Genomic DNA, 22,721 nt, shown 5'->3' on the forward strand with positions numbered 1-22,721 from the left:
CTTCAGCCGCCGTAGATTGAATATTCCCAACATTCGGGTTAGGAGGCCTTCCGTGAATATTGTGAACAATAATCTTCTTTATGAAGGAAAAGCGAAGCGAATTTATCAAACTGAAGACGAACAGATTCTCCGCGTGGTCTACAAGGATTCCGCAACAGCCTTTAACGGTGAGAAAAAAGCGGAGATCAGCGGAAAGGGCCGTCTGAACAATGAAATTTCAAGCCTGATTTTCAAACATCTGCACGCCAAAGGAATTGACAACCACTTTGTGGAGCGTGTTTCAGAATCAGAGCAGCTCATCAAAAAAGTGAGCATCATTCCGCTTGAAGTCGTGGTCAGAAACATTGCCGCCGGAAGCATGTCGAAACGTCTCGGCATCCCGGAAGGAACAGAGCTCCCGCAGCCGATTATCGAATTTTACTACAAGGATGACGCACTCGGCGATCCGCTCATCACAGAAGATCATATCCGGCTCTTAAAAGCGGCGGCTCCTGAGCATGTCGAAACGATCAAATCGATTACAAACCAGGTGAATCAAGAACTTCAGCATATTTTTGAAGACTGCGGGGTCAGATTAATAGATTTTAAGCTGGAATTCGGCTTAGACGCAGAGGGACGGGTGCTTTTAGCGGATGAAATTTCTCCTGACACGTGCCGTCTGTGGGACAAAGACACAAACGAAAAGCTCGATAAAGATTTGTTCAGACGGAATCTGGGAAGCTTAACCGACGCATATGAAGAGATTTTCAAAAGACTGGGAGGCATTTCATAATGTATAAAGTGAAAGTTTATGTCAGCTTAAAAGAAAGTGTGCTCGATCCTCAAGGAAGCGCGGTGCAGCATGCATTGCACAGCATGACCTACAATGAAGTGCAGGATGTGCGCATCGGAAAATACATGGAGCTGACGATCGAAAAATCTGACCGCGATCTTGACGCGCTCGTGAAAGAAATGTGTGAAAAGCTCCTTGCCAATACAGTCATTGAAGACTACCGATATGAAGTTGAGGAGGTTGTCGCACAGTGAAATTTGCGGTGATTGTGTTACCCGGCTCCAACTGTGATATTGATATGTTTCACGCCGTAAAGGACGAACTCGGCGAAGAAGTCGAGTATGTCTGGCACGAGGAAACAAGCCTTGACGGATTTGACGGCGTGCTCATCCCCGGCGGGTTTTCATACGGCGACTACTTGAGATGCGGCGCCATCGCCAGATTCGCAAACATCATGCCGGCCGTGAAAAAAGCGGCTGCCGAAGGAAAACCGGTTCTCGGCGTCTGCAACGGATTCCAGATTCTGCAGGAGCTCGGACTTCTGCCCGGCGCCATGAGACGCAACAAAGATTTAAAGTTCATCTGCCGCCCGGTTGAATTAATCGTACAGAACGGCGATACGTTATTCACATCTTCCTATGAAAAAGGACAATCGATTACGATTCCGGTTGCCCACGGCGAAGGCAATTTCTACTGTGATGACGAAACGCTTGAAAGATTAAAAGAAAACAATCAAATCGCCTTCACATACGGCGGCGATATTAACGGAAGCGTCAGCGGCATTGCCGGCGTCGTGAATGAGAAAGGCAACGTATTAGGCATGATGCCTCACCCTGAGCGCGCAGTCGATGAACTGCTCGGCAGCGCAGACGGTCTTACATTGTTCCGGTCTATCGTGAAAAATTGGAGGGAAACTCATGTCGCTACTGCTTGAACCAAGTAAAGAACAAATAAAAGAAGAGAAACTCTATCAGCAAATGGGTGTCAGTGATGACGAGTTCGCACTCATTGAATCTATTATCGGAAGATTGCCGAACTACACGGAAATCGGGATTTTTTCCGTGATGTGGTCAGAGCACTGCAGCTATAAAAACTCAAAACCGGTTTTACGCAAATTCCCGACTAGCGGCGAACGCGTGCTGCAGGGTCCCGGAGAAGGCGCGGGAATCGTTGACATCGGTGACAATCAGGCGGTCGTGTTCAAAATTGAATCTCATAACCACCCGTCAGCGCTTGAGCCATACCAAGGTGCTGCGACGGGAGTGGGCGGCATTATCCGTGACGTTTTCTCAATGGGCGCCCGTCCGATAGCTGTATTAAACTCTCTTCGATTTGGTGAACTCACTTCACCTCGTGTGAAGTACTTGTTTGAAGAAGTAGTGGCGGGAATCGCGGGATACGGAAACTGTATCGGTATTCCGACGGTCGGCGGAGAAGTGCAGTTTGACGCAAGCTATGAGGGCAATCCGCTTGTCAATGCAATGTGCGTCGGATTGATTGATCATAAAGATATTAAAAAAGGCCAGGCGAAAGGTGTCGGCAACACGGTCATGTACGTCGGCGCTAAAACGGGCCGCGACGGCATACACGGCGCTACTTTCGCATCAGAAGAAATGTCAGATTCATCTGAAGAAAAACGTTCCGCGGTGCAGGTCGGCGATCCTTTCATGGAAAAACTTCTCCTGGAAGCATGCCTTGAAGTCATCCAATGCGATGCCTTAGTCGGCATTCAGGATATGGGGGCGGCCGGTCTGACAAGTTCGAGTGCTGAAATGGCAAGCAAAGCCGGCTCCGGCATTGAAATGAACCTTGATCTCATTCCGCAGCGGGAAACGGGTATGACCGCTTACGAAATGATGCTTTCCGAGTCTCAGGAACGCATGCTTCTCGTCATTGAACGCGGACGTGAACAGGAAATTGTCGATATTTTTGATAAATATGACCTTGAAGCGGTTTCCGTAGGTCATGTGACGGATGATAAAATGCTCCGCCTCCGCCATAACGGAGAGGTTGTTTGCGAACTTCCGGTCGACGCACTGGCGGAAGAAGCGCCTGTATACCACAAACCGTCAGCAGAACCCGCGTACTACCGCGAGTTTCAGGAAACAGAAGTTCCCGCGCCTGAAGTAAAAGATGGGACAGAGACGCTTTTTGCCCTGCTGCAGCAGCCGACAATTGCCAGCAAAGAGTGGGTGTATGATCAATATGACTACATGGTGCGCACAAATACGGTGGTCGCTCCGGGCTCTGACGCGGGAGTGCTCAGAATCCGCGGCACGAAAAAAGCGCTGGCGATGACGACGGATTGCAACGCCCGTTATTTATATCTTGATCCAGAAGAAGGCGGAAAAATCGCCGTTGCCGAAGCGGCGCGCAACATCGTATGCTCCGGCGCCGAACCGCTTGCGGTCACGGATAATCTGAATTTCGGAAACCCGGAAAAACCTGAAATTTTCTGGCAGATCGAAAAAGCGGCCGACGGCATCAGCGAGGCGTGCAACGTTCTCAGCACACCCGTCATCGGCGGTAACGTATCACTTTATAATGAATCGAACGGAACGGCCATCTACCCGACGCCTGTTATCGGCATGGTCGGCTTAATTGAAGATACCGCTCATATTACGACACAGCATTTCAAACAAGCGGGAGATCTTGTATACGTGATCGGCGAAACAAAACCTGAGTTTGCCGGAAGCGAACTGCAAAAAATGACAGAAGGCCGCATTTACGGCAAAGCGCCGCAAATCGATCTTGATATAGAGCTGTCACGCCAAAAAGCATTGCTTGACGCGATTAAAAAAGGCTTCGTTCAATCCGCGCATGACGTATCTGAAGGCGGCTTAGGCGTAGCGATTGCAGAAAGTGTCATGACGACGGAAAACCTTGGCGCCAACGTGACTGTTGAAGGGGAAGCGGCATTATTATTCTCTGAATCTCAATCACGCTTCGTCGTTTCGGTCAAAAAAGAACACCAAGCGGCGTTTGAAGCGGCTGCGGCAGATGCCATTCATATCGGTGAAGTGACAGGAGACGGACAGCTGACGATCCGAAGCCAAGAAGGACAACAATTGGTTCACGCGCAAACGAAAGAACTTGAGCGCGCGTGGAAAGGAGCTATTCCATGCTTGCTGAAATCAAAGGCCTGAATGAAGAATGCGGTGTGTTTGGCATCTGGGGACATGAAGAAGCCCCGCAAATTACGTATTACGGTCTCCACAGCCTCCAGCACAGAGGACAGGAAGGCGCGGGAATTGTCGCGACTGACGGCGAAAAACTGACGGCGCACAAAGGCCAAGGGCTGATCACTGAAGTATTTCAAAACGGCGAGCTCAGCAAAGTAAAGGGAAAAGGCGCGATCGGGCATGTTCGTTACGCAACGGCTGGAGGAGGCGGATATGAAAATGTTCAGCCGCTCCTGTTCCGTTCGCAAAACAACGGCAGCCTCGCGCTCGCCCATAACGGAAACCTGGTCAACGCCACACAGCTGAAGCAGCAGCTTGAAAACCAAGGGAGCATTTTTCAGACTTCCTCCGATACGGAAGTGCTGGCTCATCTGATTAAACGCAGCGGACACTTTTCACTGAAGGATCAAATCAAAAATTCGCTATCTATGCTGAAAGGCGCTTATGCCTTTTTAATCATGACTGAAACAGAGATGATCGTAGCGCTTGACCCGAACGGACTCAGACCGCTGTCAATCGGCATCATGGGCGATGCTTATGTGGTCGCTTCAGAAACGTGCGCATTTGATGTTGTCGGCGCAACGTACCTTCGTGAGGTAGAGCCGGGCGAAATGCTGATCATCAACGATGAAGGCTTGAAATCAGAGCGTTTTTCCATGAATATCAACCGTTCCATCTGCAGCATGGAGTACATTTATTTCTCAAGACCTGACAGCAATATCGACGGCATTAACGTGCACAGCGCCCGGAAAAACCTCGGGAAAATGCTTGCCCGGGAGTCCGCGGTTGAAGCGGATGTCGTCACAGGCGTGCCTGATTCCAGTATTTCTGCGGCCATCGGCTATGCCGAGGCGACGGGCATCCCGTACGAACTCGGTCTCATTAAAAACCGTTATGTCGGCAGAACGTTTATCCAGCCGTCACAGGCTCTCCGTGAGCAAGGCGTCAGAATGAAGCTGTCCGCCGTCCGCGGTGTTGTCGAAGGAAAACGGGTCGTCATGGTTGATGATTCCATCGTGCGCGGGACGACAAGCCGCCGGATTGTCACAATGCTCAGAGAAGCGGGGGCGACAGAGGTGCACGTCAAGATCAGTTCACCGCCGATCGCTCATCCGTGCTTCTACGGTATCGACACATCAACCCATGAGGAGCTGATCGCTTCTTCTCATTCCGTGGAAGAAATCCGTCAGATCATCGGTGCCGACACGCTTTCTTTCTTAAGTGTAGACGGATTGTTAAAAGGAGTCGGCCGAAAATTTGAAGACACCAATTGCGGACAATGCCTCGCTTGTTTTACGGGCAAATATCCGACGGAAATTTATCAGGATACAGTGCTTCCTCACGTAAAAGAAGCGGTGCTGACAAAATAAAATGTGAAAATGACATAAAGGCAGCGGGAATTCAGGCTGCCTTTCTCTTTCTGCCTTTTTAGGAGAAACGAATTGACAAGGAGTGATAGGGATGTCTGATGCTTATAAAAATGCCGGAGTTGACATCGAAGCCGGATACGAAGCCGTCAAACGAATGAAAAAACACGTGGAGCGCACGAAAAGGCTCGGCGTTATGGGAAGCCTGGGCGGTTTTGGCGGAATGTTTGATCTGTCAGAGCTTCCGTATCAAAAGCCTGTTTTAATTTCCGGAACAGACGGTGTCGGCACCAAACTGAAACTCGCATTTTCAATGGATAAGCATGACACGATCGGCGTCGATGCGGTCGCGATGTGTGTAAACGATGTGCTTGCCCAGGGAGCGGAGCCGCTGTTTTTCCTTGATTATTTGGCGGTCGGCAAGGCTGATCCGGTGAAAATTGAGCAGATCGTTCAGGGTGTGGCGGACGGATGCGAGCAGTCAGGATCAGCGCTTATCGGCGGTGAGACGGCGGAAATGCCGGGGCTGTATACGTCTGATGAATACGATATTGCGGGCTTTTCAGTCGGCGTCGCGGAAAAAGACGAAATCGTCACCGGTGAACATATCGAAGAGGGGCATCTCTTAATCGGACTTACTTCAAGCGGCCTTCACAGCAACGGATTTTCCCTGGTGAGAAAAGTGCTTCTTGATGACGGCGGACTTGATTTGGATACTGTCTATGAACCGTTTGCGCGTCCTCTCGGCGAAGAATTGCTGGAACCGACGAGAATATATGTGAAGCCGGTGCTCAAGGCGGTGAAAAGCGGTAAGGTGGACGGCATGGCGCATGTGACAGGCGGAGGATTCATCGAGAATATCCCGCGGATGCTGCCGGACGGATTGAGCGCGGAAATTGATCACGGATCATGGCCGATCCCGCCGATTTTTCCATTTCTGCAGGAGCACGGCAAGCTGAAAGAAGAAGAAATGTTCAATGTCTTTAATATGGGCATCGGTTTTGTCCTTGCCGTTAAAGAAGAAAACCTGACAGACGTCATCGGCACGCTTGAAGCTCAGGGCGAGAAGGCTTATCTGATCGGCCGGGTCAAGCGGGGCGAAGGCATTTCTTTCGGCGGTGCGGCTCTTTCATGAAAAAGTTTGCGGTATTTGCTTCAGGAAACGGATCGAACTTCGAGGCCATTGCCAAACGCATGAGAGAAGAGAAGTGGGATGCGGAGCTCTCGCTTCTCGTGACGGATAAGCCTCAGGCAAAGGCGGCGGAAAGGGCGGAGGCTTTACATATCCCGTCATTCGCCTTTGAACCGTCATCTTTTGAAAACAAAGCGGCCTTTGAACGGGCCATTATTGAACAGCTGCGCCTGCACGGGGCGGAATTAATCGTTCTCGCCGGCTATATGAGACTGATTGGAGATACGCTGCTTGAAGCATACGGAGGACGCATTATTAATATACATCCCTCGCTTCTTCCGGCATTCCCTGGGATTGACGCTGTCGGACAGGCGTATCGGGCCGGTGTGAAAGTGGCGGGCATTACCGTTCATTATGTCGACGAAGGCATGGACACCGGACCGATTATCGCGCAAAAAGCATTCGAAATACAGGAAAACGATACGCTTGAAGACATAGAGCATACAATACACGAGCTTGAGCACAAATGGTATCCGAGCGTTGTGAAACGGCTGCTGGGACTAAATAACAGAGGTGAAAAGGCATGACAATCAAACGCGCACTAATCAGTGTTTCTGATAAAACAAATCTCGTACCTTTCGTAAAGGAACTGACAGAGCTCGGCGTCGAAGTCATTTCGACCGGAGGAACAAAAAAACTTCTTCAGGAAAACGGTGTGGATGTCATCGGCATTTCAGAAGTGACCGGATTTCCTGAAATTATGGACGGACGGTTAAAAACGCTCCATCCTAATATTCACGGCGGTCTGCTTGCCGTAAGAGACAATAAAGAGCATATGGCGCAGATCAATGAGCATGGCATTGCACCGATTGACCTTGTGGTCGTCAACCTTTATCCGTTTAAAGAAACGATTTCAAAAGAAGACGTAACATACGATGAAGCGATAGAAAACATTGATATCGGCGGTCCCGGCATGCTGCGCGCCGCATCGAAAAACCATCAGGATGTGACGGTCATCACAGATCCGGCCGATTACAGCTCCGTGCTCAATGAGATGAAAAAACACGGCGGCGTTTCGCTCAAAAGAAAACGCGAGCTTGCGGCCAAAGTATTCCGCCATACCGCGGCATACGACGCATTAATCGCTGATTACTTAACACGCGAGGCCGGTGAGAAAGACCCTGAGCAATTCACTGTTACTTTTGAGAAAAAACAGTCGCTCCGCTACGGTGAAAACCCTCACCAAGAGGCGGTTTTCTACCAAAGCGCACTTCCTGTCTCCGGTTCCATCGCAGCGGCAAAACAGCTTCACGGCAAAGAGCTTTCTTATAACAATATTAAGGACGCGGATGCGGCCGTTCAAATCGTCCGGGAATTTACAGAACCCGCAGCTGTTGCCGTTAAACATATGAATCCATGCGGAGTCGGTACGGGAGCTTCAATTGAGGAAGCATTCAATAAAGCGTATGAAGCTGATAAAACCTCCATTTTCGGCGGCATCATCGCGCTGAACCGTGAAGTTGATCAGGCAACGGCTGAAGCCCTTCACGGCATCTTTTTAGAAATCATTATCGCCCCTTCTTTCAGTGAAGAAGCGCTGAACGTGCTGACGGCGAAGAAAAACCTTCGTCTGCTCACGCTTGACGTGACCGCATCAGGAAAGAAAGAAAAACAGCTGACTTCCGTACAGGGCGGTCTTTTGATTCAAGATTTAGACGTCCATGGATTTGATGACGCCGACATCAGCATCCCGACAAAAAGAGAGCCGAGCGAGCAGGAATGGGAAGATTTGAAGCTGGCCTGGAAAGTCGTCAAACACGTGAAATCCAACGCGATCGTCCTTGCAAAAGACCATATGACGGTCGGTGTGGGCGCAGGACAGATGAATCGCGTCGGTTCAGCCAAAATCGCCATTGAGCAGGCCGGAGAAAAAGCAAAAGGCAGCGCGCTCGGATCAGACGCGTTTTTCCCGATGCCGGATACAGTCGAAGAAGCCGCAAAAGCCGGTGTCACGGCGATTATCCAGCCCGGCGGATCGGTCCGCGATGAAGATTCGATTAAAAAAGCGGATGAATACGGGATCGCCATGGTATTCACCGGCATCAGACATTTCAAACATTAAGGGGGGAACGAAGCGTGAATGTATTGATTATCGGAAAAGGCGGCAGAGAGCATACATTGGCTTGGAAAGCGGCGCAAAGCCCGCTTGTTGACACGGTGTACGCCGCGCCCGGAAATGACGGTATGACAGACTGCGCGACGCTGGTCAACATTGGAGAAAGCGATCATGCCGCACTCATTGCGTTTGCGAAAGAACATCATGTCGGCCTGACGATTATCGGCCCCGAAGTTCCTCTGATTGAAGGGATAGCCGACGAGTTTGAAAAAGCCGGACTGCTTGTTTTCGGACCGTCTGAAAAAGCGGCTATTATTGAAGGAAGCAAACAGTTTGCCAAGGATTTAATGAAAAAATACGGCATTCCGACGGCGGAGTATGAGACGTTTACTTCATTTGAAGAGGCGAAAGCATATGTACAGCAAAAAGGCGCGCCGATTGTCATTAAAGCGGACGGGCTTGCCGCCGGAAAAGGTGTCACGGTCGCGATGACGGAAGAAGAAGCGATTGAATGTCTGCACGATTTTCTTGAGGATGAGAAATTCGGGGAGGCGAGCGCATCTGTTGTCATTGAAGAGTTTCTCGCCGGCGAAGAATTTTCTTTAATGGCGTTTGTAAAAGGGGAGACCGTCTATCCGATGGTCATCGCTCAAGATCATAAACGCGCCTTCGATGGAGACAAAGGGCCGAATACGGGCGGAATGGGAGCCTACTCACCGGTGCCGCACATTTCCGATGATATCGTCAGAAGCGCAGTCGAAACGATTGTGAAGCCGGCGGCAAAAGCAATGGTGAAAGAGGGGCGCTCCTTCACGGGCGTGCTGTACGCGGGGCTGATTCTGACGGAAAACGGATCAAAAGTCATTGAATTCAACGCGCGCTTCGGAGATCCGGAAACACAGGCCGTCGTGCCGAGAATGGAATCTGACCTCATTCAGGTGCTCTTAGATCTTCTGCATGAGAAAGATGTTGATCTAAGATGGAAGGATACGGCCGCGGTCAGCGTTGTCCTGGCTTCTGAAGGCTATCCGGAAGGCTATGCGAAAGGGACGCCGATCGGCAGTTTGACGTCCGCTGAAGACGGGATCGCCGTTTTTCATGCCGGAACGAAAAAAGACGGCGGACAATTTGTTACGAACGGCGGCCGGGTCGCCAATGTCACGGCATTTGCTGAGACATTTGAAGCGGCGAGGGATAAAGTGTACAGCGCCGTTTCGGGGCTGACAAAACCCGGACTGTTTTACAGAAGCGATATCGGCGCCCGTGCGCTGAAAGCATCGCAGCGATAAAGAGGAAACCCCCGCGTCTTAAAAGATGCGGGTTTTCTTCTGAATGACGACTAAGATTGTCATGCAGTCTTGAATTCTGTCCCGGCTTTTGTGATGCCGGGATCGCCGGCAGATTCTTCTCATACTCGCGGGACAGGAGAAAAAAATAACAAGCCGAAACGGCTTGTTATTTTTCTTGCTGATGGCTGTCATCCTGATTCATTCCGGCTTGGAACATATATGTCACCGGACAGAAGCGGAGGATGCCGGACGCCGCTTTCATCGCGCCCATCATCATACAGAAGAGATGCATCTTGCACCAAGGTTTTCTCGTGTATTTCGCTGAAGCGGCAGACAAAATGGTGAGGCCGCAAGTGATGCGCATAACGGCGTTTAATAAACTGATATTCGGTTTCATCATTTCAGCTCCCTTAGAAAAAGTTTTTCATTCATCTTCAATAATTTGTAACGTTTTAGCCGTGCGATAATTGTGCGGATGTGATACGATGGGTCTAATATAAGCGAAGGAGAGTATGTGAATGTCCGAACGTACCTTTAACTGGAAAAACAAAGACATCAGATCACAGGCGGATGTTGTAGACTCAAAGCTGCTTCCAACGCTACTTTTACGGGATGCTCTCGTATTAAATCCTTTTTTAAAACAATGGCTGAAAAAGAACGTCTGGATTTACGGAGACCGAATTGTATATGTTGGTCATGAGCTTCCTGATGCAGCAGAGCACATTCATACCATAAATTGTGAAGGAAAATACATTGTGCCAGGTTACATTGAACCGCATACACATCCTTTTCAAATATATAATCCCCAAACGCTCGCCGAATATGTGTCTCAATTCGGAACAACGACGTTTGTTAATGATAACTTGTTTTTTCTTTTGCACAGCGGTAAAAAGAAAGCGCTTACTATATTGGAAGAACTAAAAAAACAGCCGGTGCAATATTTCTGGTGGTCCAGATATGATCTGCAGACTGAAGTGCTGAATGAGGACCAGCTCCTTTCTTTTGATGTCCGCAAGCAATGGATTGAGCATCCGGATGTCATTCAAGGCGGAGAATTGACCGGATGGCCGCGCCTCATGGACGGCGATGACTTGATGCTTCATTGCATGCAGGCGACAAAGAAACTGCGCAAGCGGATAGAAGGGCATTTTCCCGGAGCTTCTGAAAAAACACTGACGAAGATGAAACTGTTCGGGGCTGATTCTGACCACGAGGCGATGAATGGCGACGAGGTGATGAGACGGCTTGAATTGGGTTACTATGTTTCGCTCAGACATTCATCCATCCGCCCTGATCTGAGAACGATTTTGCAGGATCTCCATCAAAAAGGCTTCCGGCATTATGATCATTTCTTTTACACGACGGATGGAGCGACGCCGCATTTTTATAAAGGCGGCATGACGAATGAATTAATCAAAATCGCTTTGGAGGAAGGGGTTCCGGCGATTGACGCCTACAATATGGCCTCCTTTAATATCGCGAAATATTATCAGATGGATGACTTTCTCGGTGTGATCGGTCCGGGCCGGCTTGCTTCATTAAACATTCTCGATGACCCGATGAATCCGGATCCGGTCACGGTGATCTCCAAAGGCATCCTGCTGAGGGAAGACGGCCGAAATATGAATGCGTTTACAGAAACGGATTGGAAAAAGGGCGGTCTTGTCCCTCTTGAGCTTTCATATGATATGACGATGGATGATTTACAGTTTTCAATGCCGATGGGTGTGATAATGCGCAACGCCGTCATTATGGAGCCGTATATGATTGCGATTGATAATTCTGTTGACCAGCTTTCTTTTGATCATGATGAATGCTATCTCACGCTTCTCGATAAGCATGGAAAATGGCGGGTCAATACAATGCTGAAAGGTTTTGCCGATCGGGTGCAGGGCTTTGTCAGTTCCTACACGACAACCGGAGATATTATCGCTGCCGGAAAAAATAAAGAAGATATCCTGCTCGCTTTCTCACGGATGAAAGAAATCGGCGGCGGAATCGTGCTTGCCGAAAACGGGAAGATTCTTCATGAGATTCCCCTCGCTTTAAACGGTTCTGCATCCGCGGAGAATTATGAAGAAGTGCTTGAGAAAGAGCAAAAACTGAGGACGCTGCTGGAGGAGCGGGGCTACCGATTCTGCGATCCGATCTATACGCTGCTCTTTTTGCAGAGCACACACCTGCCTTATATCCGCATTACGCCGAGAGGAATATTCGACGTGATGAAAAAAACTGTACTCTTTCCATCGATAATGCGTTAAAATATAAAAGCAGGGAGCCGACATATGAAAAGATGGAAAACCGTTTGTATGCTTTGTTTTGCGTTTTTGCTGCTTGCCGCCTGCCGGCAGAACAATGCCGATCAGGTGCAGCCGAAAGAAGCGGAAGCTCCTTTAACGGGGCTGAAAACTGAGCAGAAGCTTGCAGAACGCCGTCCGATTGCAGTCGCAGTGAACAATCATCCGAAGGCGAGGCCCCAATCCGGGCTGTCAAAGGCGGATGTTGTCATCGAAGCGCTCGCGGAGGGCCGGATTACGCGGTTTCTCGCGATTTTTCAAAGTGAGATGCCGGAAACGGTCGGGCCTGTGCGGAGCGCGAGGGAATATTTTGTCACGCTCAGCAGCGGGTTTAACAGCATATTTGTCCATCATGGCTGGAGTCCCGGCGCTAAAAAGCAGCTGGAGTCCGGAACTTACGATTATATAAACGGTTTGGATTTTGACGGCAGCCTGTTTTGGAGAGCCGATTTCAGCAAGCCGCCCCACAATTCCTACACGTCGTATGACAATATCAGGAAGGCGGCGGAACAAAAAGGATACAAGCTGAACGGAAAAACAGAACCGCTCCCATTTCAGACATCAGATGCAAAACCCGGAAACGAAACCTACAATATTCGGATAGATTATGGAACACAAAACGTTACAAATCTTGTCGAATACGATTATGATAAAAAAGCTGATGCTTATACAAGAAGCTCTGATGGTGTGAAAGCGACAGACCGGGAGACCGGAAAGCCTTTAGCCATGCACAACATTTTTATTGTTGAAGCCGGCCATCGCATGACAGACAAAGATGGAAGGCGGGCCATCGATATTCAGTCAGGGGGGAAGGGCCTCCTGCTTCAGCACGGCGATGTTATGGAGTCAGACTGGGAATATAAAGACGGCCGTATTCTGCCCGTAAAAGGCGGTGAGATTCTTCCGTTTGTGCCAGGAAAGACATGGATTAATATCGTGCCTGATCTCGATGCAGCTTCCATTAGTAAAGGAGAAGGTGTTTGACGATGCAAATCGATAAATTACGCGGAAAAGAACTGGACCAGTTATTTTTATCTATTTTATCGCTGAAAGATCTGGAGGAATGCTATCGTTTCTTTGACGATCTTTGTACGATTAATGAAATCCAATCGCTGGCGCAGCGTTTGGAAGTGGCGAGAATGCTCCGCGAAGGAAATACGTATCACAAAATTGAAAGCGAAACGGGTGCTTCCACAGCGACGATTTCCCGGGTGAAGCGCTGCTTAAATTACGGGAACGACGCCTATGAAATGGCGCTTGACCGCGTAAACAAAGGAGAATCCTCCTCAGCTACGTAAAAAACCGCTCTGCCGATGACGGCAGGCGGTTTTTTTATGCGTGCTGATTCAAAAGGCCGGGAAGTTCCCTCAGGCTTCCGTCTTCCTCCCGGTATACGATGTGTTCAGCTGAGAAATGAATCGGCGAGCTGATACCCGCCGCCGCGGCAAGATGAAACAGCCCTTCACGCAACGAGAGCACGTAGTTGCAGACGCGATGCTGTTTATCCTCGATACTGAGCGCGCGCTGAAGTTTTGGATCGGTTGTCGCCACTCCGACAGGACAATGATTGGTGTGGCATACTTGAGCGCGGATACAGCCGACTGAAAACATCATTCCCCGGGCAATATTGACAAAATCCGCGCCTAACGCGAGGGCAACGGCAATCTTATCGGGAGTGAGCAGCTTTCCGGATGCGAAAATTTTCAGCCTATCTCTTATACCGTATGTCTTCAAAAGGCCGTCAACAAGGGGGAGGCCGGTCAGAATCGGCAGGCCGACGGAATCCGCCAGCTCATGGAAAGAAGCTCCCGTTCCCCCTTCACTGCCGTCAATCGTAATAAAGTCGGGAAGTTTGCCTGATGAACTCATACAGGAAATAAGGTCTTCAAGGTCTTTGCGGCTGCCCGGGACAATTTTGATGCCGACCGGTTTTTCACCGACAGTTCTTAATTTCTCAATGAAATCAAGCATGTCCGGAACATTTGAGAACTCGTTGAAGCGGTTTGGACTGTCAATGGATTGTCCGGGCTGCACATTTCTGATGGCGGCAATTTCTTCGGTCACCTTTGAACCGTCAATATGACCGCCTCTAGCTTTCGCCCCTTGCGCAAGCTTTAATTCAAAGGCTTTAATCTGGTCGAGGCGGCTTTTTTTCTTAAATTCTTCCCATGAAAATTCTCCATCTTCAGTGCGCACGCCGAACAGCCCGGGGCCGATTTGGCAGATAATATCCGCGCCGCCTTTCAAGTGATACTCAGACAGGCCGCCTTCGCCTGTATTCATCCATGTGCCGCCGGCCTGGTGCAGCCCTTTTGACAGGGCGGTGATTGCCCGGTCGCCAAGTGAGCCGTAGCTCATCGCTGATTGTCCGATTAACCCTTTTACATAAAACGGTTTCTTGCATGTGTCGCGGCCGATCACTTGCACATCGTCCGGATGCAGGTAATAAGGGTCCGCTTTTGCTTTTTCGCGGTGTTCGCTGCGTTTCAGCAGGTTGTCTTTGTCAATCTTGTATACCATCGTGTCGATCTTCGGCGTCTGATCTGTGCGCAGCTCCTCCCTTTGTTTTGGGAAGAGGGCGTTACGGATATAATAGCCCGGCTGATCGAAATCCCGTTCTGAGCCGAAGCCCATCATTCTGCTTTTATACTTTCCCGACATGACCGTCTGTTCATATTCTCTCCGGGAAAACGGCTGTTCTTCGTTATCATTGCTGAATAAATACTGCCGCAGCTCAGGTCCGATTTTTTCAAATATATAGCGCAGTTTTCCCGCTGCGGGATAATTGCGCAGCACTGAATGTTCTTCCTGCTTTTCGTCTCTTATGTAAATCCAGAGAAACAATGCGGCGGGAACTAAAATAATAAAAATCAATATACAAATCAGTACGATAATGGCTTGTTCCATTGAGATCAGACTCCTTGCCTTTTTTCTCTTTGACATTCCACATTTTGTCTGTTTTCAAACATAGCCGTTTCCCGTCCGGCGGAGCGCAATCTTTTTTTGTGAATCAGGTGAATGACGTCTTTTTCCGTTTTTCCGGGCCAAACGAATTTGTTATAATGTTTAAATGGCAAGAAACGAATGGAGGAACGAAAACGCATGTACGATGTTAACGAGTGGAAGCATGTTTTTAAACTCGATCCGAATAAAGATTTACCGGATGAACAGCTGGAACGGCTTTGTGAATCAGGGACTGACGCCATTGTGATCGGAGGAAGCGACAATATCACCGAGGACAATGTGCTGAGACTGATGTCAAAGGTGCGGCGGTTTTTAGTGCCGTGCGTACTTGAGGTGTCGACGATTGATTCCATTGTGCCCGGGTTTGATCTTTATTTCATTCCGAGTGTGCTCAACAGCAAAAAGGCGGACTGGATTGTCGGCATGCATCATCAGGCGATGAAAGAATACGGAGAGCTCATGTCAATGGAGGAAATCGTGACGGAGGGCTACTGCATCGTCAACCCTGATTGTAAGGCGGCCGCTTTGACGGAGGCGGATACACATATAGAAACAGAAGATATTCTCGCCTATGCGCGGGTCGCGGAACATTTGCTTCATCTCCCGATTTTTTATCTGGAATACAGCGGGATGCTGGCGGACATAGAAACGGTGGAGAAAACGAAGGCTGTGCTGGACAAGTCCGTTCTGTTTTACGGAGGCGGCATTAAAGACGCGGAAACGGCGGAACGGTTCGGCCGTCATGCCGATGTCATCGTTGTTGGAAATGCCGTATATGAAGATTTTGATCAGGCGCTCAAAACGGTGGCGGCTGTAAAGACAAAGTAGCCAAGCGGACGAAATTGATTTATGATAGAACATATGTTTGATAGGCGGTGAACGGATATGAATTACATTAGCAATCAATTATTAAGCGGATTAAATCCCGTTCAGCAGGAAGCGGTCAAGACGACGGACGGTCCGCTGCTTCTGATGGCGGGCGCGGGAAGCGGAAAAACACGTGTGCTGACGCACAGAATCGCATACTTAATGGCGGAAAAACACGTGGCGCCATGGAACATTCTGGCGATTACATTTACAAATAAAGCCGCCAGAGAAATGAAGGAGCGGGTGGAGAGCATTCTCGGACCCGGCGCGGATGAAATCTGGATTTCCACCTTCCACAGCATGTGCGTGCGGATTCTGCGCAGGGATATTGACAGAATCGGCATCAACCGAAACTTCTCCATTCTTGATACGGCTGATCAGCTTTCCGTTATTAAAGGGATTTTGAAAGAGCGGAATATCGATCCGAAAAAGTTTGATCCGAGAAGTATTTTAGGCTCCATCAGCAGCGCAAAAAACGAGCTGATCGAACCTGAGGAATTCGCAAAAACGGCCGGCGGCTACTACGATCAGGTCACGAGTGACGTGTATACCGATTATCAGAAAAAACTGCTGAAAAACCAATCGCTCGATTTTGATGATTTAATCATGACGACGATTAAGCTTTTTGAGCGTGTGCCGGAAGTGCTTGAGTTTTATCAGCGCAAATTTCAGTACATTCACGTAGACGAGTATCAGGATACGAACAGGGCGCAATACCTCCTTGTGAAGCAGCTTGCGGCCCGTCTTGAAAATATCTGCGTCGTCGGTGACTCCGACCAGTCCATTTACAGATGGCGCGGGGCGGATATCGCGAATATCCTTTCCTTTGAAAAAGATTACCCGAGCGCAAACGTGATTCTGCTCGAGCAAAACTACCGCTCAACAAAGCGGATTCTGCAGGCGGCTAACGAAGTGATCAAAAACAACTCAAACCGCAAGCCGAAAAACCTGTGGACGGAAAATGACGAAGGCATCAAGCTTTCTTATTACAGCGGCGACAATGAATTCGGCGAAGGCCAATTCGTCGCGGGCAAAATTTATGAGCTGCACAGCTCGGGCCGGCGGAAGCTTTCCGATATCGCAATTTTATACCGGACAAACGCCCAGTCGCGCGTCATTGAGGAAACCCTTTTAAAATCCGGTCTGAACTACAATATCGTCGGCGGAACCAAGTTCTACGACAGGAAAGAAATTAAAGACATTCTTGCATACCTGCGCCTTGTGTCAAACCCGGACGATGACATCAGTTTTACGCGGATCGTCAATGTGCCGAAGCGTGGCGTCGGCGCCACTTCGCTAGAAAAAATCGCGTCATATGCGGCGATGAACGGAATGTCAATGTTCCAGGCGATCAAACAGGTTGATTTCATCGGCGTCAGCGCAAAAGCGGCAAACGCGCTTGACGGCTTTGGCGCGATGATTGAAAATCTGACGAACATGCAGGATTACCTGTCCATTACGGAACTCACGGAAGAAATTCTCGAGAAAACGGAATACAGAGAAATGCTGAAGGCCGAAAAATCAATCGAAGCCCAAAGCCGCCTTGAAAATATCGACGAGTTTCTTTCCGTGACGAAAAACTTCGAACAAAAAAGCGAAGACAAGTCTCTCGTCGCGTTTCTGACCGATCTGGCGCTGATCGCGGATATTGACCAGCTCGACCAGAAGGAAGAAGAAGCAGGCGGAAAGGATGCCGTCACTTTAATGACACTGCACGCCGCTAAGGGGCTTGAATTTCCAGTCGTGTTCTTAATGGGCATGGAAGAAGGCGTGTTCCCGCACAGCCGCTCCCTGATGGAAGAAGCCGAGATGGAAGAAGAACGCAGGCTCGCATATGTAGGCATTACGAGGGCGGAAGAAGAACTGTATTTAACGAATGCCAAAATGCGAACCTTATTCGGCCGCACCAATATGAATCCGGAATCCCGCTTTATCAGGGAAATACCTGGCGATTTATTGGAGAACCTAAATGAGAAGAAAACACCTCGCATGCAGCCGGGAAGAAAAGTGCAGCCGAAACGCGGGCCCGTATCCCGTCCCGTTTCCTATGCGAACAAAACAGGCGGCGACTCGCTCAGCTGGGCGGTCGGCGATAAAGCGGGCCATAAAAAATGGGGCACCGGAACGGTTGTCAGCGTAAAAGGAGAAGGCGAAAGCACCGAGCTTGATATCGCATTCCCGAGCCCAGTCGGCGTGAAGCGTCTGCTTGCCGCTTTTGCGCCGATTGAAAAGCAGTAACCTGAAGAGGAAAGGAAGAACATGATGGACAAAGAAACAGCGAAACACCGGGCAGAAGAATTGCGCCGCACCATCGATCAGTACAGTTATGAATATTACACCTTAGATGAACCGAGCGTGCCGGATTCCGAGTACGACAGACTGATGCAGGAGCTGATTGCCATAGAGGAAGAGCACCCGGAACTCAGAACGCCTGATTCGCCCACACAGCGGGTCGGGGGAGCGGTGCTTGAATCTTTTCAAAAGGTGCAGCACGGCACGCCGATGCTCAGTCTCGGCAACGCATTTAACGATGATGATCTCCGCGATTTTGACCGCCGCGTCCGTCAGGCTGTCGGTGACGGCGTCGCTTACAATGTGGAGCTGAAAATAGACGGTCTTGCTGTTTCTCTCCGTTATGAAGACGGCTATTTCGTCAGAGGCGCGACAAGAGGAGACGGAACGACGGGCGAAGATATCACCGAAAACTTAAAAACGATCCGCAACATTCCGCTGAAAATGAAACGTAATCTTTCCATAGAAGTGCGCGGAGAGGCGTACATGCCGAAACAGTCATTTGAAGCGCTCAATGAGGAAAGGCTGAAACATGAAGAGGAGCCGTTCGCCAATCCCCGGAACGCGGCTGCGGGCTCACTCAGACAGCTCGATCCGAAAATTGCAGCGAAACGAAATCTTGACATCTTCGTCTACAGTATAGCGGAGCTTGACGAGATGGGTGTGGAAACACAGAGTCAGGGCCTGGATTTTCTGGATGAGCTCGGTTTTAAAACAAACCAGGAACGGAAAAAATGCGACACGATAGATGAAGTCATTGAAATGATCGAAGAGCTGCAGGCGAAGCGGGCCGATCTCCCTTATGAAATTGACGGAATCGTCATCAAAGTCGATTCGCTCGACCAGCAGGAAGAACTCGGGTATACGGCAAAAAGCCCGCGCTGGGCGATTGCTTACAAATTCCCGGCTGAAGAGGTCGTGACAAAACTGCTCGATATCGAACTGAATGTTGGAAGAACGGGCGTTATTACGCCGACCGCCGTTCTGGAACCGGTAAAAGTCGCGGGAACGACGGTCTCAAGAGCATCCCTTCATAACGAAGATTTAATTAAAGAGAAGGATATCCGCATTCTCGATAAAGTGGTCGTCAAAAAAGCGGGCGACATCATCCCTGAGGTCGTCAATGTCTTAATTGAACAGCGGACCGGGGAAGAAAAAGAATTCAATATGCCGACCAGCTGCCCTGAGTGCGAAAGCGAACTTGTCCGCATTGAAGGGGAAGTCGCGCTGCGCTGCATCAATCCGGAATGTCCGGCGCAGATCAGAGAAGGCCTGATTCACTTTGTCTCACGCAACGCGATGAATATTGACGGACTCGGAGAACGTGTCATCACACAGCTTTTCCGTGAACATCTCGTCCGTAATGTCGCTGATTTGTATAAGCTGACGAAAGAACAGGTCATCCGGCTTGAGCGGATGGGGGAAAAATCAACTGACAATCTGATCAGCTCCATCCAAAAGTCGAAAGAGAATTCGCTGGAACGCCTGCTGTTCGGTCTCGGTATCCGTTTTATCGGCTCAAAAGCGGCCAAAACACTGGCCATGCATTTTGAAAGCCTGGAAAATCTGAAACAAGCCACGGAAGAAGAGCTGCTTGCGGTAGATGAAATCGGCGAAAAGATGGCCGATGCCGTTATCACCTATTTCCGCAAAGAGGAAATGCTTGAGCTTTTGAATGAACTTGAGGAACTCGGTGTGAACACACTCTACAAAGGCCCGAAAAAAGTAAAAGCGGAGGACAGCGACTCTTATTTTGCCGGTAAAACCATCGTGTTAACCGGAAAGCTTGAAGAGCTGTCCAGAAATGAAGCCAAGGCGCAGATTGAAGCGCTCGGCGGAAAGCTGACGGGATCTGTCAGCAAAAAAACAGACTTGCTGATTGCCGGAGAAGCGGCCGGAAGCAAGCTGACAAAAGCGCAGGAGTTAAACATTGAAGTATGGAATGAAGCACAGCTATTGGGAGAGCTAAAGAAATAAGAGGAGTGTTTTCTATTGAAAAAGATGTTGGCATTGGCGGCGACGGCAACGGCGGCAGTACTCATGCTGTCGGCCTGTTCGCCGAGTTTCGGGGGAAAAAAAGAGGAAGAGATCACGCAGAAAACGGCAAAGTCTTCTGAAAAAGCGATCATACCGAAATATAATATCTCTGATTCCTACTATAAAATGGTGCTCCCGTTTAAGGCCGGAAAAGCGCGCGGCCTGACTGCGGACCGGCTGAACACGAGGCTGGACATCGATGAATTCGAGACGGGGCTGATGCGGCTCGCTCAAGACACGTTCCCGACGGATGACTATTTGTATCAGGAAGGCCAGTATTTAGATGAGGACACGGTACTCAGCTGGCTTGACCGCAAAAAAGAGGGCAGTGATCTGAAAAAGGCGAAAAAGGCAGACGCCAATTTCCAGAATCTCGGCTTAAACCCGGTGCTGCCAAGCTCGGGATCAGCAAAAGAGAAAAACGAAAACAGCCCGATTTACTTAGCGTCCATGCTTGAGCAGGATTACTTAGTAAGAAAAGATAAAAATTCCATCCAGCTTGGCGGTGTCATGATCGGTCTCGCTCTCAACTCTGTATACTATTACCGCGAAAACACAGGTGATCCGCAGCAGGAAGTGGAGCTCAGCGACAAAACGATCCGCAGCCACGGTGAAGAAATCGCACAGGAAGTCGTTAACCGCCTTCGGAAAATGGATAACCTGAAAAATGTGCCGATTACCGTCGCCCTTTATAAACAAGCGCCGAAAACATCAATCGTACCGGGGAATTACATTGCGAAAACAGAAGTCAAGGCCGGCTCATCCACCATTTCAAACTGGGATGATGTCAAAGAAAAGTACGTCTTCTATCCGGCGGATACAGACACGGCAAAGAAATACCCTGATGATTCCGAAGTGTTTAAACGCTTCAAAAACGCCATCGACAGCTACTTCCCGAATTACACCGGAGTTGTCGGAACAGCAATGTACGAAAACGATGAAATGAGAAAAATGAAGATTGAAATCCCGATGCAATTTTACGGGAAAAGCGAAGTCATCGCCTTCACCCAATACTTAACAGGTGAGCTGATGGATTATTATTCAAAAGGCTCAGTTGATGTCGAAATTAACATTACCTCGTCTGACGGGCAGGAAGCGCTGATCGTCCGCAATGCGGGTGACAAAGAACCGACCGTCCATATTTACGATTAACCAAGATGCCCTTGTTCATTTCTGTATGAGCAAGGGTTTTTTAGTGTGAATATCGTTGGAGAGAGGAATGAGGTATGTTAAGATATTTGTATAATTAGGAATTAACAGGAAAACATATTTCATTTCTAAGCGGATGTTACGAATCTGCTGTGAAAAAAGAAGGGCAGGAATGTTGATGAATGACATTTGCTGAGTACACACACCGCCTACAAATGTTATGAAAAGGGTGAATCAGCATGCATAAAGATATTAAAGCGATTTTTGAGGAAGATAAGGTGCTGGCTGAAGCCGGTGAAATATACGGATTTACCAAGTTTCAATTTATTGCGGACGCAGAGAACTACGTATATGAAATTGTGAAAGATAACGAACCGTATATCTTAAAAATTACGCATACGATCAGAAGAACGCCGGAATATATTCTCGGAGAAATGGAATGGCTTCATCATCTGGCAAAGGGAGGGCTTTCAGTAGCAAAGCCGATTCCTTCATTAAATGGCAAAGATGTCGAAGAAGTGCCGGACGGAAAAGGCGGAGCGTTTTTATTAAGAGTCTATGAAAAAGCGCCCGGACGCAAAGTGGAGGAATCAGACTGGAACGGAACTCTGTTTTACCAGCTTGGAAAGTACACGGGGAACATGCACCGGCTGACGAAAAGCTACCGTCTGAGCGATCCGGCATATAAAAGGCAGGAATGGGATGAAGAGGAGCAGCTGAAGCTGAGAAAATACGTGCCCGCAGATCAGCATCTCGTATTTGAGCGGGCGGATGCTCTAATGGAAAAACTGCGCCGTTTGCCGAAGAATCCTGAAAACTACGGCCTTGTGCACGCCGATCTGCATCATGGCAATTTTAATTGGGACAACGGAAAAATCACTGCATTTGATTTTGATGATATCGGCTACAATTGGTTTGTGAATGATATCAGTATTCTGCTGTACAACATGTTGTGGTATCCGGTCATCCCGTATGAAGACAAGGCCGCGTTTACGGGTGAATTCATGACTCACTTTATGAAAGGCTACAGGGAAGAAAATGACCTTGATTCCGCATGGTTTGAACACATCCCGGATTTCCTCCGGCTGCGCCATATGCTGATCTACGGATTATTGCATCAGGCGTTTGACCTCAATTCACTCGGGGACGAGGAACTCGGGATGCTGAAAGCCTTCAGGCGCGATATCGAAAATGAAACACCGATTACGGAGTATCAATTTTCTGCATTCGTATAAATAGAAAAACGCCGGCTGAATC

General features: G+C 49.1%; 19 protein-coding genes. 17 read left to right on the top strand and 2 right to left on the bottom strand.

The window, feature by feature from the left end; translation table 11 throughout:
* Positions 1-52: 52 nt before the first annotated feature.
* From purC to purD, 9 genes are all read left to right on the top strand, one after another.
* Positions 53-772, top strand: a complete 720-nt coding sequence (purC, locus tag HAP68_RS03085) for a phosphoribosylaminoimidazolesuccinocarboxamide synthase (protein WP_003155762.1) — start codon at positions 53-55, stop codon at positions 770-772.
* On the top strand, positions 772-1,026 hold the full coding sequence (purS, locus tag HAP68_RS03090; RefSeq protein ID WP_003155758.1) for a phosphoribosylformylglycinamidine synthase subunit PurS: 255 nt from the start codon (positions 772-774) through the stop codon (positions 1,024-1,026). Before purC ends, purS begins: the two co-directional genes overlap by 1 nt.
* Entirely contained in the window at positions 1,023-1,706 is a 684-nt protein-coding gene (purQ, locus tag HAP68_RS03095; RefSeq protein ID WP_015388591.1) for a phosphoribosylformylglycinamidine synthase subunit PurQ, read from the top strand. The genes purS and purQ overlap by 4 nt, the downstream gene beginning before the upstream one ends.
* Positions 1,690-3,918 carry a phosphoribosylformylglycinamidine synthase subunit PurL gene (gene purL / locus HAP68_RS03100; protein WP_024084976.1) on the top strand — a complete coding sequence of 743 codons (2,229 nt, stop codon included), beginning with the start codon at positions 1,690-1,692 and terminating at the stop codon, positions 3,916-3,918. The genes purQ and purL overlap by 17 nt, the downstream gene beginning before the upstream one ends.
* Positions 3,894-5,324: an amidophosphoribosyltransferase gene (gene purF / locus HAP68_RS03105; protein ID WP_003155754.1), complete on the top strand. Its 1,431-nt coding sequence runs from the start codon at positions 3,894-3,896 to the stop codon at positions 5,322-5,324. The genes purL and purF overlap by 25 nt, the downstream gene beginning before the upstream one ends.
* Before the next feature lie 91 nt (positions 5,325-5,415).
* Positions 5,416-6,456 carry a phosphoribosylformylglycinamidine cyclo-ligase gene (gene purM / locus HAP68_RS03110; protein WP_003155753.1) on the top strand — a complete coding sequence of 347 codons (1,041 nt, stop codon included), beginning with the start codon at positions 5,416-5,418 and terminating at the stop codon, positions 6,454-6,456.
* Positions 6,453-7,040, top strand: a complete 588-nt coding sequence (purN, locus tag HAP68_RS03115) for a phosphoribosylglycinamide formyltransferase (RefSeq protein WP_003155752.1) — start codon at positions 6,453-6,455, stop codon at positions 7,038-7,040. Before purM ends, purN begins: the two co-directional genes overlap by 4 nt.
* Positions 7,037-8,575, top strand: a complete 1,539-nt coding sequence (purH, locus tag HAP68_RS03120) for a bifunctional phosphoribosylaminoimidazolecarboxamide formyltransferase/IMP cyclohydrolase (RefSeq protein ID WP_003155751.1) — start codon at positions 7,037-7,039, stop codon at positions 8,573-8,575. Before purN ends, purH begins: the two co-directional genes overlap by 4 nt.
* 14 nt (positions 8,576-8,589) lie before the next feature.
* Positions 8,590-9,858 (top strand): phosphoribosylamine--glycine ligase, encoded by a 1,269-nt coding sequence (purD, locus tag HAP68_RS03125; RefSeq protein ID WP_014304548.1) that lies wholly within the window; start codon positions 8,590-8,592, stop codon positions 9,856-9,858.
* 166 nt (positions 9,859-10,024) lie between these two features.
* Here purD and HAP68_RS03130 read toward each other — a convergent pair whose 3' ends face one another.
* On the bottom strand, positions 10,025-10,255 hold the full coding sequence (locus tag HAP68_RS03130; protein ID WP_003155749.1) for a YgaP family membrane protein: 231 nt from the start codon (positions 10,253-10,255) through the stop codon (positions 10,025-10,027).
* A gap of 121 nt (positions 10,256-10,376) precedes the next feature.
* Between HAP68_RS03130 and HAP68_RS03135 the strand changes: the two genes are divergently transcribed.
* Genes HAP68_RS03135 through HAP68_RS03145 form a run of 3 tightly spaced genes read left to right on the top strand, consistent with a single transcriptional unit; the run spans position 10,377 to position 13,453 of the window.
* Positions 10,377-12,119 (top strand): adenine deaminase, encoded by a 1,743-nt coding sequence (locus HAP68_RS03135; RefSeq protein WP_003155748.1) that lies wholly within the window; start codon positions 10,377-10,379, stop codon positions 12,117-12,119.
* Between the two features lie 24 nt (positions 12,120-12,143).
* The gene (locus HAP68_RS03140; protein ID WP_014304551.1) at positions 12,144-13,139 is read left to right on the top strand and encodes a DUF3048 domain-containing protein; all 996 of its coding nucleotides are present in this window, start codon (positions 12,144-12,146) and stop codon (positions 13,137-13,139) included.
* A 2-nt stretch (positions 13,140-13,141) separates the two neighbouring features.
* On the top strand, positions 13,142-13,453 hold the full coding sequence (locus HAP68_RS03145; protein WP_003155745.1) for a YerC/YecD family TrpR-related protein: 312 nt from the start codon (positions 13,142-13,144) through the stop codon (positions 13,451-13,453).
* A 34-nt stretch (positions 13,454-13,487) separates the two neighbouring features.
* Here the strand turns inward: HAP68_RS03145 and HAP68_RS03150 are convergent, their stop codons facing one another.
* Complete coding sequence (locus tag HAP68_RS03150; RefSeq protein ID WP_014304552.1) at positions 13,488-15,062, bottom strand: FMN-binding glutamate synthase family protein; 1,575 nt, start codon at positions 15,060-15,062, stop codon at positions 13,488-13,490.
* A gap of 195 nt (positions 15,063-15,257) precedes the next feature.
* Between HAP68_RS03150 and pcrB the strand changes: the two genes are divergently transcribed.
* From pcrB to HAP68_RS03175, 5 genes are all read left to right on the top strand, one after another.
* On the top strand, positions 15,258-15,947 hold the full coding sequence (gene pcrB / locus HAP68_RS03155) for a heptaprenylglyceryl phosphate synthase (RefSeq protein ID WP_003155740.1): 690 nt from the start codon (positions 15,258-15,260) through the stop codon (positions 15,945-15,947).
* 57 nt (positions 15,948-16,004) lie between these two features.
* On the top strand, positions 16,005-18,224 hold the full coding sequence (gene pcrA / locus HAP68_RS03160) for a DNA helicase PcrA (protein ID WP_015388585.1): 2,220 nt from the start codon (positions 16,005-16,007) through the stop codon (positions 18,222-18,224).
* Positions 18,225-18,248: 24 nt separating this feature from the next.
* Positions 18,249-20,255 (top strand): NAD-dependent DNA ligase LigA, encoded by a 2,007-nt coding sequence (gene ligA / locus HAP68_RS03165; protein ID WP_003155738.1) that lies wholly within the window; start codon positions 18,249-18,251, stop codon positions 20,253-20,255.
* A 15-nt stretch (positions 20,256-20,270) separates the two neighbouring features.
* On the top strand, positions 20,271-21,467 hold the full coding sequence (locus tag HAP68_RS03170; protein WP_003155737.1) for a CamS family sex pheromone protein: 1,197 nt from the start codon (positions 20,271-20,273) through the stop codon (positions 21,465-21,467).
* A 236-nt stretch (positions 21,468-21,703) separates the two neighbouring features.
* Positions 21,704-22,699: a phosphotransferase enzyme family protein gene (locus tag HAP68_RS03175; protein ID WP_015388584.1), complete on the top strand. Its 996-nt coding sequence runs from the start codon at positions 21,704-21,706 to the stop codon at positions 22,697-22,699.
* The last annotated feature ends 22 nt before the right edge of the window (positions 22,700-22,721 follow it).

Origin of the sequence: Bacillus sp. Bvel1, assembly GCF_014872755.1 — a bacterium.
In the GTDB taxonomy this organism is placed as follows: Bacteria; Bacillota; Bacilli; order Bacillales; family Bacillaceae; genus Bacillus; species Bacillus velezensis.